General features: G+C 37.5%; 11 protein-coding genes. 5 read left to right on the top strand and 6 right to left on the bottom strand.

What is annotated here, in order from left to right; all coding sequences use genetic code 11:
• Positions 1–117 precede the first annotated feature (117 nt).
• The 6 genes from H1R81_RS04535 to H1R81_RS04510 form a co-directional block, all read right to left on the bottom strand.
• Complete coding sequence (locus H1R81_RS04535) at positions 118–1,734, bottom strand: RagB/SusD family nutrient uptake outer membrane protein (protein ID WP_181839476.1); 1,617 nt, start codon at positions 1,732–1,734, stop codon at positions 118–120.
• A 40-nt stretch (positions 1,735–1,774) separates the two neighbouring features.
• Positions 1,775–5,236, bottom strand: coding sequence for a SusC/RagA family TonB-linked outer membrane protein (locus H1R81_RS04530; RefSeq protein ID WP_229251046.1), 3,462 nt, complete (start codon positions 5,234–5,236; stop codon positions 1,775–1,777).
• A gap of 348 nt (positions 5,237–5,584) precedes the next feature.
• Entirely contained in the window at positions 5,585–6,619 is a 1,035-nt protein-coding gene (locus H1R81_RS04525) for a FecR family protein (protein WP_181839475.1), read from the bottom strand.
• A 320-nt stretch (positions 6,620–6,939) separates the two neighbouring features.
• Entirely contained in the window at positions 6,940–7,515 is a 576-nt protein-coding gene (locus tag H1R81_RS04520; protein WP_181839474.1) for an RNA polymerase sigma-70 factor, read from the bottom strand.
• A 153-nt stretch (positions 7,516–7,668) separates the two neighbouring features.
• Positions 7,669–8,187: a gamma carbonic anhydrase family protein gene (locus tag H1R81_RS04515; protein ID WP_181839473.1), complete on the bottom strand. Its 519-nt coding sequence runs from the start codon at positions 8,185–8,187 to the stop codon at positions 7,669–7,671.
• Positions 8,188–8,406: 219 nt separating this feature from the next.
• Positions 8,407–9,408: a YitT family protein gene (locus H1R81_RS04510; protein ID WP_181839472.1), complete on the bottom strand. Its 1,002-nt coding sequence runs from the start codon at positions 9,406–9,408 to the stop codon at positions 8,407–8,409.
• Between the two features lie 142 nt (positions 9,409–9,550).
• Here H1R81_RS04510 and H1R81_RS04505 point away from each other — a divergent pair, with 142 nt between their 5' ends.
• The 5 genes from H1R81_RS04505 to kdpA all read left to right on the top strand — a co-directional run bounded on the left by H1R81_RS04505 (position 9,551) and on the right by kdpA (position 14,637).
• Positions 9,551–10,315 carry a ThuA domain-containing protein gene (locus H1R81_RS04505; RefSeq protein WP_181839471.1) on the top strand — a complete coding sequence of 255 codons (765 nt, stop codon included), beginning with the start codon at positions 9,551–9,553 and terminating at the stop codon, positions 10,313–10,315.
• Between the two features lie 6 nt (positions 10,316–10,321).
• Positions 10,322–11,071: a ThuA domain-containing protein gene (locus H1R81_RS04500; protein WP_181839470.1), complete on the top strand. Its 750-nt coding sequence runs from the start codon at positions 10,322–10,324 to the stop codon at positions 11,069–11,071.
• Between the two features lie 19 nt (positions 11,072–11,090).
• Positions 11,091–12,434, top strand: a complete 1,344-nt coding sequence (locus tag H1R81_RS04495; RefSeq protein ID WP_181839469.1) for a sigma-54 dependent transcriptional regulator — start codon at positions 11,091–11,093, stop codon at positions 12,432–12,434.
• Positions 12,435–12,827: 393 nt separating this feature from the next.
• The gene (gene kdpF / locus H1R81_RS04490; RefSeq protein ID WP_181839994.1) at positions 12,828–12,905 is read left to right on the top strand and encodes a K(+)-transporting ATPase subunit F; all 78 of its coding nucleotides are present in this window, start codon (positions 12,828–12,830) and stop codon (positions 12,903–12,905) included.
• 4 nt (positions 12,906–12,909) lie between these two features.
• A complete protein-coding gene (gene kdpA, locus H1R81_RS04485) occupies positions 12,910–14,637 on the top strand; it encodes a potassium-transporting ATPase subunit KdpA (protein WP_181839468.1) in 1,728 nt (575 codons plus the stop codon).
• Positions 14,638–14,642 lie beyond the last annotated feature (5 nt).

Raw genomic sequence — 14,642 nt, 5'->3', positions numbered from 1 at the left:
CTGTTATAGAAAACAAATCTACTTTCTTTATTAATTATTTCTAACCACAGTATTAAATATAATTATGCTTTAAAGAATAATCCCGATGAGAGTCGGGATTATTCTAAATATTCTATTTTACCACTTAGGATTTTGCTTTAGATTGGAGTTCAAAGAAATTTCATTGATTGGTAAAGGCCATAAATAATCTTTCTCGGGGTCGAATTTACGGAAGCTGGCTGCTTGCACCAGAATGAAGTTTTCAGGTGTCAGATTTACAGTAACTGAAGTCCCGAACTCAGTTTTGAAGAAATAATTACCCAAAACCGGTTTTGGCAGTTCTACTTCAGCAATTTTCCAACGGATAAGATCCCAATAACGAAAACTTTCTTGTGCTAACTCCACACGTCTTTCTCGTCGGATTTCATCGCGCATATCTAAACCATTTTCCGAAACAAATGCATTAGATAGTTTAGCAATGTTGGCTCTTTTGCGCAATAAGTTGATAGAAATTTCTAAATCTGCATCACTGATTTGATTTTCTAATTCAAATTTAGCTTCTGCATATACCAATAAAACTTCTGCATAACGTAAAACAACACGGTCCATTAAAGAATTTTGGGTTGTCCAGTCATCAATATTAGAGTATTTACGAAAAGTAAATCCGGTTTTATTAAATACTAAAGGAGCGATATCAAATACAGGTTTCGTACCCATATAAGCGTCTCCTCTTTTCATAAAAGTAGCCGACATCCGTTCGTCGCGATTAGCAAATACATCCAAAGAAGCCTCAGGAGTTTTATACAATGGTGATTTTGTAATTGGTAGGCCGTCTTTCATTAGATAGGCATCAGCCAAGCTCTTGGTTGGACTCAGATTACCATTCTCTAAACTTCCTCTGAAATAAGAATGTGTACTTACACGTTCTGTTGCCGAAACACCGTATTGTCTTACTATAATATTTTCACGATTCTGCCGTCCTTCACCTTCATATTGAAATAAATTGAAGTAACTGGCAAACAAATCATGTTGTTTACTATCCATTACGGCTTTGGCGGCTGCCACAGCCACAGTAAGATGTGCGTTCGGGTCTCCATATTTATGAAATTTTGAACGAGTGCCCTCAAAAAGCCCCACTCTTGCTTTGAGTGCTAAAGCAGCAGTATTTGAGATCCGGCCATAATCTGCTGAACCCAAAGCAGTTGGGGTTGGCAATTTGCTTGCAGCAAAGTCTAAATCCTGATAAATCTGAGTATAAATTTCAGCTCTTGAGGTAGCCGTAGCTGTTAATTCAGGAGAGTTGTCTTCCAGAGTTTTTAGAATTAATGGCACATCCCCATATTTCTGAACCAACGAAAAATATGCCCATGCTCTGAAGAATCGGGCTTCGCCAATATAGCGATCAATAACTGCCTGTCCGGCTGATTCTGCTCGGGGAGCTTTTTCGATAATATTATTGGCCGCTCTGATTAACCCGTATGGACTACTATAGTTGCCATCAGTAGCAGGTGCTAAACGAGAGCCATCACTGATATTATTAGAGGCAAGACCTACTGCATCGTCAGACCATACATCTTCAGTATTAAAGCCAGGCAAAAAAGTATATAGATAGTTTGCTGCCGATTTAAGGTCAGCTTCCGAACGCCAGAAAGTGGCATCACTAATGTTTGTTTCAGGAAGTCTGTTTACATCACAAGCGGTTACTCCTACCAAAACAGCTACACCTAAAGTTATATATTTTATGAATGATTTCATATGTAAAAACGAGTTGGATAATTAAAATTAATACCCCTGATTAAAATGAAAGGTTTAAACCAATTGATGCCGTAGCAAAGAATGGATAGTCGTTATCTACATTATCGCGGTTTTCCGGGTCAAATAAGCCTTTGAATTTACCCAATGATGAGATAGTAAGAAGGTCTTGACCAGAGAAGAAAAATCTCGCCCTTGAAATATTAATTTTAGAGGTCCAGGTTACTGGTAATGTATAACCTACCTGAATGTTTTTCAAGCGTGCATAACTCGCATTTAAAACCCATTTGTCAGATGATACATAGTTATGCGTAGCCCCTACATAAGGTCTTGGATACAGCGCATTCGGATTTTCAGGAGTCCAGTAATCTTTATGCACACCCAATGCTTGTTTCCAGGTAACAAGTAATGGAGCTATATTTTCCGTAGTCGGACGGTAATTACGTTTCCCTACCCCTTGCACAAACGCCGAGAAGTCAATATTTTTCCACTGGAAACCAAGCGTAACTCCAAACAAGTAACGGGGTTGGGTGGTACCCAACAATACAAGATCGCCATGATTGTCAATATTACCATTACCGATAGTCAGTCTTCCATCGCCATTTTTGTCAATATACTTTATATCTCCTGCACCTGTGCGGTTATCCTGGAAAGCCCAGGCTTTAACTTCATCAGCACTTGTGAAATAACCCGCCGTTTCATACCCCCATATAGTATTGAGTGGATAACCCTCAATCAATCCGTTAGTACCGGCAGCAATTACTCTGCGGCCTGAGAAATTGATTAATTTGTTCTGGTTGTCAGACAGGTTCGCTGCAACATTATACGAGAAATTACTACCAATTGCTCCTCTGTAACGCGCTTCTAACTCCCATCCCCACGATTTCAGCTCGCCATTGTTTTTACGCGGTGTTCCTATTCCGATCACAGCTGGTAATTGCTGTGGAGTAAGCATATTACGGTTATATTTCACGTAGTAATCGGCAGTGACCTGTAGTTTATTCTGGAAGAAACCGAGATCAGCACCAATATTTGAAGTCTCAATGGTCTCCCACGATAGTTGTGCTGAAGGAATTGAGCTTTGGTAAATATAAGAAGTACGAGAATCACCTAATACTAAATTATTATTTCGGCTTAATTGGTTCAGGTAGTCATAGTAACCCAACGTATTCCCCAAAGCACCCCCTAAACGACCCCACGACGCTCTTAATTTTAATTCAGATATGAATTTTAAGGAATTTGAAAACCATTCTTCACGGTGGATATTCCAGCCCGCTGATGCAGAAGGAAATACCTTTACACGGTAGCCTGGTGCCAGTCTTGAACTTTCATCAGAACGCAACGTACCCTCAATCAAATATTTATCGGCAAAGCTGTAATTTACTCTACCGAATACTGATTGGTAAGCATAGGCATAGATACTCTGGCTATTGCTCTTGGTTTTGTCATCCCCTAAGTTTAGAGTTGGCAAATCGTTACTTACTAAGTTTGAAGCAGAAGTAAAGAACGAAGAAAAGCGAAAGTCTTCCCATTGATACCCTGCAAATAAACCAAGTGTATGCTTACCAAACTTTCTATCATAATTAGCCAGAAACTGTAAGTTTGTATTGGTAGTTAACTCATTTGTTAACTGAAAAGAATTAACCTGATTCAGATAGCTAAGAACTCTTGATTTACCCCAAAGTGGCACAGTACGATAAAAAACTTCTCTGTCGCCTCGGCGATATTGTGTACCTAAAACTGCTCGTAGGTTTAGTCCTTTAATAATCTCAGAGGCTTTTAAAGTAAATACTCCATCAAAATAATTACGTTTGTATTCATTATATCCACCCGACTCCAATGAGGCATAAGCAGTAGCTGCTGACCCGGCACCATTATAGCGCCCTTCTGGTGTAAAGAATGGTGTACGTGTACGCAAACGGTATATCTGATAAATTAACCCTTGTCCGTTCAATCCTGCGGACGAAGCCTCCTGCTTGTCGTTAGTGTAAGAAAGTCGAGAATCAAGAGAGAAAATCTTAGTTAACTGAGCTCCAAGATTCAAACGAAGATTATAACGATTATAGCTATCAGGCCCAACTTTAAATATTCCGTTTTTACCATAGTACCCACCCGAAAGCAAGAAATTAAGTTTTTCAGTTCCGCCTCTTACAGTCAGATTGTGCGTACGCATGGATGAGTATTTTTTTAATATCTGGTCTGCTAATGGTACCTGATTATAGAAAAGATAGGTACTTGTATCAGCGGGATTGACTACATAAGGAATACCATCTTTGATACGTTGAATGTCATCTGCCGAATACTCAGGTCCACTTCCGGAATTAGCACGAGCCAGATTAGCAAATTCAGCTTCTTCCAGTAAAGACATTCTTTCAGGCACATTAATTGACCAGTCTGTGCCTTGTTGCGCCAGATAATCAAAAGTAACTTTTCCGGCTTTTCCCTTCTTGGTTGTAACAAGAATAACCCCACCTGCTGCTTGAGCACCATAGATAGCTGCTGCTGCAGCATCTTTCAGAACACTGATACTCTCAACGTCGTTAGGGTTCATTGTCTGTAGAGTATTGCTTGGCACCGCTACCCCATCTAATACAACCAATGGGCTCACTGAACCATTGGCAGTAGTTGCTCCACGAATCTGGATACCTATATCTTCACTTCCGGGCTGTCCGCTTGTGCGGGTAATAATCAATCCTGGGCTCATTCCCTGCATAGCAGTAGCTAAGTTACTGGCAGGACGATTTTCTATTGCAGCCGCATCAATACTTGACACAGCCCCGGTCATATTTGCTTTTTTCTGAGTACCATACCCAACTACCACAACCTCTTCTAAGGCTTTCATGTCAGAGCCAAGTGTTACATTAATTGTTGTTTGGGCCCCTACAATGATTTCCTGTTTCTCATAACCCAGGAAACTATATACCAGTACCGATTTGTCGTTAGGTACTGCTATTGAATAGTTGCCTTCAGCATCTGTTGTTACTCCGCGAGTTGTCCCCTTAATCGTAACACTGACACCAGGTAAACCCATCCCTCCATCCTTATCGGTCACCTTTCCTTTAACCGGTTGGTCAATTGTCAGCATAAGATTTTCTTTATCAATCATTGAAGGTGCCTCAATTCCGTTCAAAAGGGTCTGTCTGTCTTCCCAATTAAGAATAATCTGTCCGCCAATGACCCTGTAATTTACCTTCATAGGCTTCAATAGCGATTCCAATACATCAGAGAGTTTTCGTTCAGCTGCGGTATAGCTCACTTTACGGTCGGCATGAATAGCTTTTGAGCTATAAACAAACTTCACATCGGTCTGCTCTTCAATCATACTCAACACTGCGCGAAGGCTCTGGTTTTCTGCATTTACTGAAACAGGCTTATTCAAAAACTCCTGAGCTTTTGAATCATAAGCATATGAAACAGTAGCGAAAATCATTGCCAATACAAGCTGAACAGCAGAAATTTTCATAGCAAGTAGCAAGATTTTACTTGTTTGTAATCTTTTTTTCATACATTTGAACAATTTTGTTAGAGGTAAGAATTTGACAAAAGAAGCCCTTGTTTTCACGAGCAGCGAAAATAATCTCAGGGCATATTGGGCTGACAATGCTGGTACCATTGTCAGCTTTTTTTATTTTACATAGATTGAACTTATTTTTTAATCATACTTATACAATTGGGTTTGCGTTAAATAGACCTCAGCTTTTTACTTATATTGCTAAGGTTAAATAGATGGCTTAGTTAATAAGGGAGCATGTTTGCTTGTCTTGATATAACGTTTAAACATACTCCCGGAGCTAAATAGATGGTTAGTTTATTAAGGTTGAATAGATGCTTTATTCAGTAATTAATTATCTCCTTACTCACACCCTTTTCCACTTATCAGAATTGTCGTTCCTTTCACTTCATATCGTCCATTAATTGTTGCACAAATTATATCTAACTTGGTATATAAAGGTTGTCGAGTAATATCAGCCGTAAGTGGGCATGTACTTAATTTTTCATTTTCAAGCTCAATATCAATTCCATATACCCTTTCTAACTTATTCAACACCTCTCCGATGGGTGCATCATCAAATTCAAAAGTTTCAGGTTTATTTTCTATTGTCTGAATCTGAGGTAATGGCTTTTGCACCAGACCCGTGATAAAATGCTTTTCAGCTATAAAAAAAGTAACCTTATGATTCGGAGTCAATACAACACCAGGGTTTTCATTATTTACTTTTTCTTTTTCGTACACTGACACTTTACCTGTCAGTACTTCTACTTCTACTTTTTTTGTAGCTTCGACCGTACGAACATAAAAACTGGTACCTAAAACTTTGGTAACAAGTTTATCAGTTAGGACATAAAATGGTCTTTCCGGGTTTTTACTTACCTCAAACAGGGCCTCACCTGTGAGTTGGACTTCTCTTTTGTTCGCAGCAAAGTGATTGGGATACTGAAGTTGGCTGTGTGGACTTAGTGTTACGGTGCTCCCATCCTCAAGGCCTATTCTGATAGGCTTGGAAGAGGTATTATCTATGAATTTTAATTCGTTTTTTTCTTGTTGTGTGGATAAAATAGTTGATTTTTTTTCATCTTCATTAAGATACCACCACATACCTAAACTTAATAGTATAGTTACAGAAGCAGCAATCCCAACACGATAAGAACGCCAGAAACTAAACATCTGTGACGATTCGGTATAAATATCTGCTGGCTCAAAAGACTTGTCCTCAATTCTCCGCCATAATTTATACTTTATCTCTTCCCATTCTCTGTCAGAGTAATCTTGTCTTGGCTCTTCATCAATTAGTTCATACCACTGCTCAACCAATTGCCTTTCAGACTCACTACATTTTCCCTCTAAGTATTTCTGGAGAAGTCTCCCAAAGGCTTTACGGCTTTTCATCAGATAGTGTCTCTTTTCTTGTCTTTATTTACTATGTCTGATAATGTCATAAAAAACCGCAAATAGTTTTGAAATTTCTTTAAATAATACCAGAATAAATGGCTTTTTATAAAATTTTCTTTAAAAAATACAATAAAAAAGAAAGATTAAACAAAAAGTAAAATGACAAATTCAAAGCCGGAAAAGATATCTATGAATAGAACCTTCGGTTAACAAAATCTGGCAGGATTAAATAGGATTGAATGGCAAAAAATAATTTGAATATTAGCAAGTAGAGGAAGTGTAGATACACCACTCAGGCAATATCTCATCGCCTTTTACTAACGAATAAATAGCAGCATACCCCAGGTAAGAAACTCCTTCAGGTGCTCGCGCATAAATCTGAGAGATTGAGAAATATGATATTCTACCGTGCGCTCGGGAATATTAAGAATCTCTACAATTTCTTTGGTACTTTTACCTTCTAATCGGTTGAGACGAAAAATGTGTTGAGTTTTTTCAGGTAATTGCTCAATTGCCTGTTCTATTGACCGGGTTAAATCATCATAAGCAATTTTTTCTTCAAGGCTATTTTCTTCTTCTTCACTTTCGGCGGTAGTAATTGCAACGAATTTTTCCTTCAATACCTGTTTCTTAATATGAGTAATGATCTGGAATTTGAGTGCTGTAAAAAGATAAGGCTCCAAAGTCTGGATTTTTTGCGAAGCACGCTTTTCCCAAAGAGTCACAAAGAGGTCTTGAACAATTTCTTCAACAACCTCTTTTGCATAGATTTTTCGTTGGGCTTTCTGAAATAATTTACGCCAATATCGACTGTAAATCTCTCCAAAAGCCTCTTTATCTCCCAAACTCATCAGTTTGACTAATATGTCATCTCCTAAACCTGCGTACTCCACCTATTGAGCCTTTTTTAAGGCGCAAATATAGCGTTTCTAAAGAAAAACAGGACAAAAAAAAGGGTGTTTTTATGTAATTTTGGCTATTTTGTATCAGTTTGAGTCAAAATATGCATAGTCAAGCGTTTTAGCAAAAGAGTAAATTTAATACTGTCAATCTGACACTTTAAACCACTCTGCATACATTACATAATTGTTAGCAGTACGCATAAATACCTCTTCTAATTCGGGGGTAACAACTTTGAGAAATTTTGCCGGGTTTCCAGCGTAGATAGAGTTAGGTGGTACAACCATATTCTGGGTTATGATAGCTCCTGCAGCAATAATTGAGCCTGAACCAATTACTGCACCATCCATAATAACAGCCCCCATACCCACTAAAACTTTATCTTCAATAGTACATCCATGAACAATCGCATTATGTGCAATACTGACATTGTGCCCAATAATGGTTCGGGTCTTTTGATAAGTACAGTGAATCACTGCTCCATCCTGAATATTAACTCTATCACCTATAATGATAGAATTTACATCGCCACGAATCACGGCATTAAACCAAACCGTGCAATCTTTTCCCATCGTTACGTCGCCAACAATAGTCGCATTTGGTGAAAACCAACAATTTTCGCCCCAAACTGGGCTAACTCCCTTAACAGGTAAAATAAGAGCCATTTTGATTTGTACTTTTGTGCATCAATTTATTTATGTACAAAAGTACAGAAGAGTTCTGAGATTATATTGAGTAAATCGTCTTGAACTTTGATTTAACCGATTAATAGATTTCACTGAAATTACATTTTAGACACAGCACTCGATGTATAATCAAGACTGATTCAAGACAATTTAGTGTTAGCGAAATCAGGTCAATCAGCTAATTCACAGTTCAGCCAATTAATGCGGTACAGAGCGTTTCTTGATCATTCCACCTTTGGTATCTTTAATACTGGTCATAATCACAAAAGCATTCGGATCAATTTTTTCAATCTCTAAATTCAATTTGCTGACCTCCAGGCGGGTAATCACGGTATAAACAATCTTCACTTCTCCTTCCGAATAACCAGTTTTACCAAATCCTCTTTCACCCTTATAAACAGTTACTCCTCTCCCCATTTCTTCAATTATCATCTTTTTTACTTCCATAGCTTTAAGTGAAATAATAGTAACACCAGTATATTCTTCAATACCCTCAATTACGAAATCAACAGTTTTTGACGCCGACAGATAGGTCAACATAGAATATAAAGCTGTTTCTATAGAAAGCACATAGGCAGCTACCGAAAATATAATTACGTTAATTACTAAAATTACGTCTCCAATTGTCAGCCCCATTCTCCGGCTAAGGGTAATTGCCAGCACCTCCGTTCCATCAATTACTCCCCCACCTCTCATGGCCATTCCTATGCCAAGTCCTAAAAAGAAACCTCCAAAAACTGAAGTAAGTAATTTATCATGAGTAATTTCGGGATAAGGTATGGTCGCCACTGCAATAGCCAATGCGGCAATACCAATAGCTGTTTTAATAGCAAATTCTTTACCTACAACCCTTAAACCTATAATAATAAATGGAATATTAACGATAATCAACATCAATGAAAGCGGATACCCCGTAACGGCCGTAATGAGGAGGGAGATACCAGTAGCACCACCATCTATAAACTCATTAGGCAATAAAAAACCATCCAGCCCAAAGCCAGCTGAAAGTACACCAACAGAAATTAAGAAAAAGTCTTTAATGAGTCTTTTAACCGTAACCTTAACTTCTCTTACCTCTTTGGCAAGCTGGTATTTAGAGCGATCTGTATATTTTTCGTTATCGTCTTTAAGTAGATTTAGTAGTGCATTTAAAATAATTTTAGGTAATCTCAGGAAAACATTTTCTTTTTCTTTTCGCATAAGTTTTATCTTTGGTGGGTAAAAGCGAAAATAATTCTTTTTAAGGACTTTTCCTCGAGCCTTATAATTAATAATTTCTTAAAAAATAGACCTGATATTAAAGATTGTCCTTAAAAAATAGCAAATTTCAATCAAATCGCCTATGAATCGCCTGTTAAAATTGTATTGCTTATTCTCTCTTTCAGGTGCTGTTCTTATAACCCTTTTATCGGCGCATCACAAACCTAAATTTAAAGCTTTGGTTGTAGCTTCGAGGGCTAAAGACCACCTGAAAATGATAGCTGCTGCCAAACCTTTTTTTGAAAAAATGGCTGCAGAAAATAATTTCAATCTTGAATTTACTGACGATACAAGCCTTGTAAATGAAGTAAATCTGATGCAATATAAAGTATTTATTCAATTGCATTTAGCTCCATTCGATATGTCACAGGCTCAACAGGCAGCCCTTCAGCAATATATTGAAAATGGTGGTGGCTGGGTAGGCATTCACGCTGCTGGATTAACAGGAGCCATGTTTAAATCTCCAAAAAGAGAATATTGGCAATGGTTCGAAGATTTTATGGGGGGTATTGAATATTCTCCGCATCCCAAATTTCAGAAAGGAACATTTATTGTTGAAGACAGAAAACATCCAGCCACCAATCATTTGCCAAAGCGAATTGAGGTAGCCGATGAATGGTATGAATTTAACAAAAGTCCAAGAGCAAATGTAAGAGTATTAGCTTCAGCAAATGAATCTACCTATACACAGAATAAACCGATGGGAGACCATCCGCTAATCTGGTGTAATGAAAAATATCCCCACACCATCTATATTGGTATAGGACATGATGCCTCGCTCTGCAACAATAAAAATTATACTACCTTAGTCCGTAATGCAATTTTATGGGCAGGTTCAAATCACTAAAGATTAATGAAAAAAATAGGTTTATCTTACTCTCTTGTTTTTATCTGTTTCATCACTCAGGCTCAGTCTAAATTTAAAGTTTTGGCTATTGCTGAAAACGGAGGGCATCATATTCAATATTCCACACGTGCCAGAATGTGGTTGAATCAACTCGCGGCAGACAGTAGTTTTTCGATTGATTATCTACAGAATACTGATACAATAGATGAGACCTTACTGAATCAATATCAACTTTTTATTCAGTTAGATTATCCCCCATATGGTTGGAAAGAAAAAGCGGCCCAGGCGTTTGTCAAATATATTGAAGGAGGTAAGGGTGGTTGGATTGGTTTTCATCATGCCACTTTATTAGGTGAGTTCGATGGATTTCCGATGTGGCAATGGTTTTCTGATTTTATGGGAGGCATACGATATACCAATTACATAGCCACTTTTGTAGCCGGAACAGTAAAAGTCGAAAACAAACAACACCCGATTATGAAAGGGATACCAACATCATTTATGATTGATAAAGAAGAATGGTACACCTACAATAAAAGTCCCCGATCCGGTATAAGTGTGATAGCCAGTGTTGATGAAAGCACCTACAAACCTGACACCAAAATAAAAATGGGAGACCATCCTGTAGTTTGGTCAAACGAAAAAATGAAAGCACGGAATGTATATATATTCATGGGGCATTCGCCCGAACTATTTGATAATGATGCTTACAAAGCTTTGTTTAAGAATGCTATTTTCTGGGCTGCAGGTAAATAGAAGATATTCAGATTAAGGCATGAAAACAATATTAATTATTGATGACGAAGAAAAACTCAGAACCTTATTGGCTCGTATTTTACAGTCTGAAGGCTTTGAGGTGTTAGAAGCTGCAGATAGCCGATCTGGTTTGAAAAAATTAGAACACTTTGCAATAGATGTAGTACTTTCAGATGTAAAATTGCCTGATGGAAACGGTGTTGATTTACTGTCTAAAATCAAATCAGCACATCCATTAATAGAAGTGATTTTATTGACTGCCTATGGAAACATCAACGATGGGGTTCAAGCCATGAAAAATGGTGCTTTTGACTATTTGGTGAAAGGCGATGATAATGAAAAAATAGTTCCTTTACTCCATCGGGCTCTTGAAAAAGTACAATTGCAGAAGAAAATACAAGACCTTGAAAGGCGAGTAAGTGAAAAGTTCTCATTTGATACCATAATTGGCAAATCAAAAGTTATTCAACAAGCAATAGATTTAGCGAAAAAAGTAGCTCCAATTGATACGACTGTTCTGCTGACTGGCGAAACCGGCACAGGAAAGGAAGTTTTTGCTCAAGGCATTCATCAGGCAAGTTCAAGAGCAGGTAAAAATTTTGTATCGCTCAATTGTAGTACTTTCAGTAAAGATATTTTAGAAAGTGAATTGTTCGGGCACAGGCAGGGGGCATTTACAGGAGCGATAAAAGATAAAAAAGGGTTAATTGAAGAGGCCAATGCTGGAACTTTACTTTTAGACGAAATCGGAGAAATGCCCTTAGAGCTTCAGGCTAAACTATTAAGGGTATTAGAAACGAATGAGTTCATTAAATTAGGTGATACTAAACCCACTAAATCAAATTTCAGGCTGATAGCAGCCACTAACAGAGATTTAAAACAGGAATATGAAGTTAATCATTTCCGTCCTGATCTTTATTTTCGATTGAGTGTATTTGAGATTCATTTACCACCTCTAAGAGAACGCATAAAAGACATTGAATCTCTAACTTATTATTTCATGCAACAGTTTTCGGCAAAAACTAACAAACGAATTGAAAAAATTGAAGAAGATTGTCTTGAAAAATTAGAGAGCTATAAATGGGTTGGAAATATCCGTGAATTGAAAAATATCATTGAAAGAGCAGTAATTTTAGCTGATACCAATACTTTAACTACTGATTTGTTACCATTTGATATCCAACATCCCGAGCGTGGATCAAACAAAAGTACTCTATCTGCATTTTCTTTGGCAAGCGTAGAGAAGCTACACATTCAGAAAGTACTTAACTACACAAAAGGCAATAAAGCTGAAACAGCCAGATTACTCGAGATTGGAATTGCTACTTTGTATAGAAAGATTGAAGAGTATGGGTTGTTATAAATCATTTCAACAATTAAAAATCATTTGCCTCAATTAAATTAGTCTCAAGTTTTACAAAGTTATTTTTATCATTTATGTTAAATTCCTTACCAGCCTCATAGCCTCCACGTCATTCAATTCTATATCGTTTAATTGATTGTCCTACCCTGCTATTTTGAGAAAAGCTTATCATTTTGATAGGCTTTTTTTTATACCTGCAATTTTACAAACCCAAATAACAGACTGACAATCAATTACTTATCAAAAACAACATCAAATCGGCATAAACATTGGCATATACCTGCCAGAACTAAATTTTAAAAACGATGGTAACACTCATTTTAATCATTCTTGGTGCAGTCTTATTTGGAGTCTGTTATAAATCAATTCAGTTTTTTGAAAAAATATAGAACCATGACAACATTGTTAATTTTATCAATTCTGGTTTTCGGATACCTGGTATATGTATTACTGAAACCTGAAAAATTCTAAATTTATGAACACTGAAATCTTAGGCATTTTGGCCATGTTTGTGGCTACGCTAATAGTGGCAGTTCCACTCGGAAAATATATTGCCAGGGTTTATGCAGGGGAAAAGACTTTTTTAGACCCTTTATGTAATCCTGTAGAAAAGTTTGTTTTTCGAATCTGCAGTATTGATGCCACTTTGGAAATGAACTGGAAAAAACATTTAACTACCTTATTAGGAATTAACTTTATCTGGTTCTTACTGAGTATGTTTATTCTATTGAACCAGGGTTGGCTACCTCTGAATCCTGACAATAACCCTTCTATGTCACCTGACCTGGCATTTAATACAGCTATCTCATTTATAGTTAATTGCAACTTACAACATTATTCAGGCGAAACCGGAGTGTCTTATCTGACACAACTAACCTGTCTTATGTACCTCCACTTTGTTTCAGCGGCTACTGGTATGGCAGCTTGTGCCATTGTTTTCAATGCGCTAAGCAGACGGCAAACTCAAAAATTAGGTAATTTTTACAATTATTTTCTTAAAAGTTGTACTCGTATCCTCCTTCCTCTTTCTTTTTTAGTGTCAGTCATTCTATCATTTAATGGCATTCCTATGACATTTAATGGCAAAGATACTGTCACTACATTAGAAGGAAATTCCGTTCAGATTTCAAGAGGTCCGGCAGCGGCCTTCGTGGCTATCAAGCATTTGGGCACAAATGGTGGAGGTTTTTTTGGCGCAAACTCTACTCATCCATTTGAAAATCCCAGCTATTTTACCAACATGGTAGAAATGATTTCTCAGATGATTATTCCTTTTGCTTTCATTTTCGCATTAGGGTATTATCTGAAACGCAGGAAATTAGCCTGGACAAATTTTGGAGTTATGACAGCCGGTTTTTTATGCCTTGTTATTCCAACCATTTTTTCAGAAATTAATGGAAGCCCTACCATCCAGCACTTGGGCATTGCACAGCCCACCGGAAGTATGGAAGGTAAAGAAACAAGATTTGGCACGGTTGCATCAGCATATTGGAGTATCGCTACAACCGTTATTTCAACAGGTTCGGTCAATAGTATGCACGATAGCAGCATGCCTCTTTCAGGTGCCATGCAACTATTATCAATGATGATAAATGCTTTTTATGGCGGATGTGGCGTAGGCATTCTCAACTATTTCATTTTCATAGTTCTGGCTGTATTCATCTCCGGGTTGATGGTAGGCCGTACACCAGAATTCCTGGGTAAAAAAATTGAAGCAAGAGAAGTAAAAATTGCGGCAGTTATTGCCATTTTTCACCCATTCCTGATTTTAGTTGGTGCTGCTTTATCATCTTACTTAACAGCTAAAGATGCGCAGATGGGTTGGTGGTTTAATGGAAACGCTACCGGATGGTTGAATAATTCTGGCTATCATGGTTTTTCTGAAATGCTTTATGAATACACCTCAGCCTCTGCAAATAATGGAAGCGGTTTTGAAGGATTAGTGGATAATAATCCATTCTGGAATATCACCACAGGTATCATACTTTTATTAAGCCGTTATTTACCAATTATTGGTCCGGTAGCCATCGCGGGTTTGCTGGCGGGTAAAAAGTATATTCCTGAAAGTGCCGGAACACTAAAAACAGATACTTCAACTTTTGCTATCATGACCTTCGCTGTAATAGCCATTATTGCTGCCCTATCGTTTTTTCCTGCTTTGGCCTTGGGTCCATTAGCAGAATATTTTACTCTCTCTAAATAAGTATT

Source organism: Emticicia sp. BO119, from assembly GCF_013912375.1.
Lineage (GTDB): Bacteria > Bacteroidota > Bacteroidia > Cytophagales > Spirosomataceae > Emticicia.
This window is presented reverse-complemented; position numbering and strand designations above follow the sequence as displayed.

What these genes read in the sequence shown, in the direction of transcription:
- H1R81_RS04535 (WP_181839476.1), bottom strand. Translation starts at nt 1,734, where the DNA reads ATGAAATCATTCATAAAATATATAACTTTAGGTGTAGCTGTTTTGGTA.
- H1R81_RS04530 (WP_229251046.1), bottom strand. Translation starts at nt 5,236, where the DNA reads ATGAAAAAAAGATTACAAACAAGTAAAATCTTGCTACTTGCTATGAAA.
- H1R81_RS04525 (WP_181839475.1), bottom strand. Translation starts at nt 6,619, where the DNA reads ATGAAAAGCCGTAAAGCCTTTGGGAGACTTCTCCAGAAATACTTAGAG.
- H1R81_RS04515 (WP_181839473.1), bottom strand. Translation starts at nt 8,187, where the DNA reads ATGGCTCTTATTTTACCTGTTAAGGGAGTTAGCCCAGTTTGGGGCGAA.
- H1R81_RS04510 (WP_181839472.1), bottom strand. Translation starts at nt 9,408, where the DNA reads ATGCGAAAAGAAAAAGAAAATGTTTTCCTGAGATTACCTAAAATTATT.
- H1R81_RS04505 (WP_181839471.1), top strand. Translation starts at nt 9,551, where the DNA reads ATGAATCGCCTGTTAAAATTGTATTGCTTATTCTCTCTTTCAGGTGCT.
- H1R81_RS04500 (WP_181839470.1), top strand. Translation starts at nt 10,322, where the DNA reads ATGAAAAAAATAGGTTTATCTTACTCTCTTGTTTTTATCTGTTTCATC.
- H1R81_RS04495 (WP_181839469.1), top strand. Translation starts at nt 11,091, where the DNA reads ATGAAAACAATATTAATTATTGATGACGAAGAAAAACTCAGAACCTTA.
- kdpF (WP_181839994.1), top strand. Translation starts at nt 12,828, where the DNA reads ATGACAACATTGTTAATTTTATCAATTCTGGTTTTCGGATACCTGGTA.
- kdpA (WP_181839468.1), top strand. Translation starts at nt 12,910, where the DNA reads ATGAACACTGAAATCTTAGGCATTTTGGCCATGTTTGTGGCTACGCTA.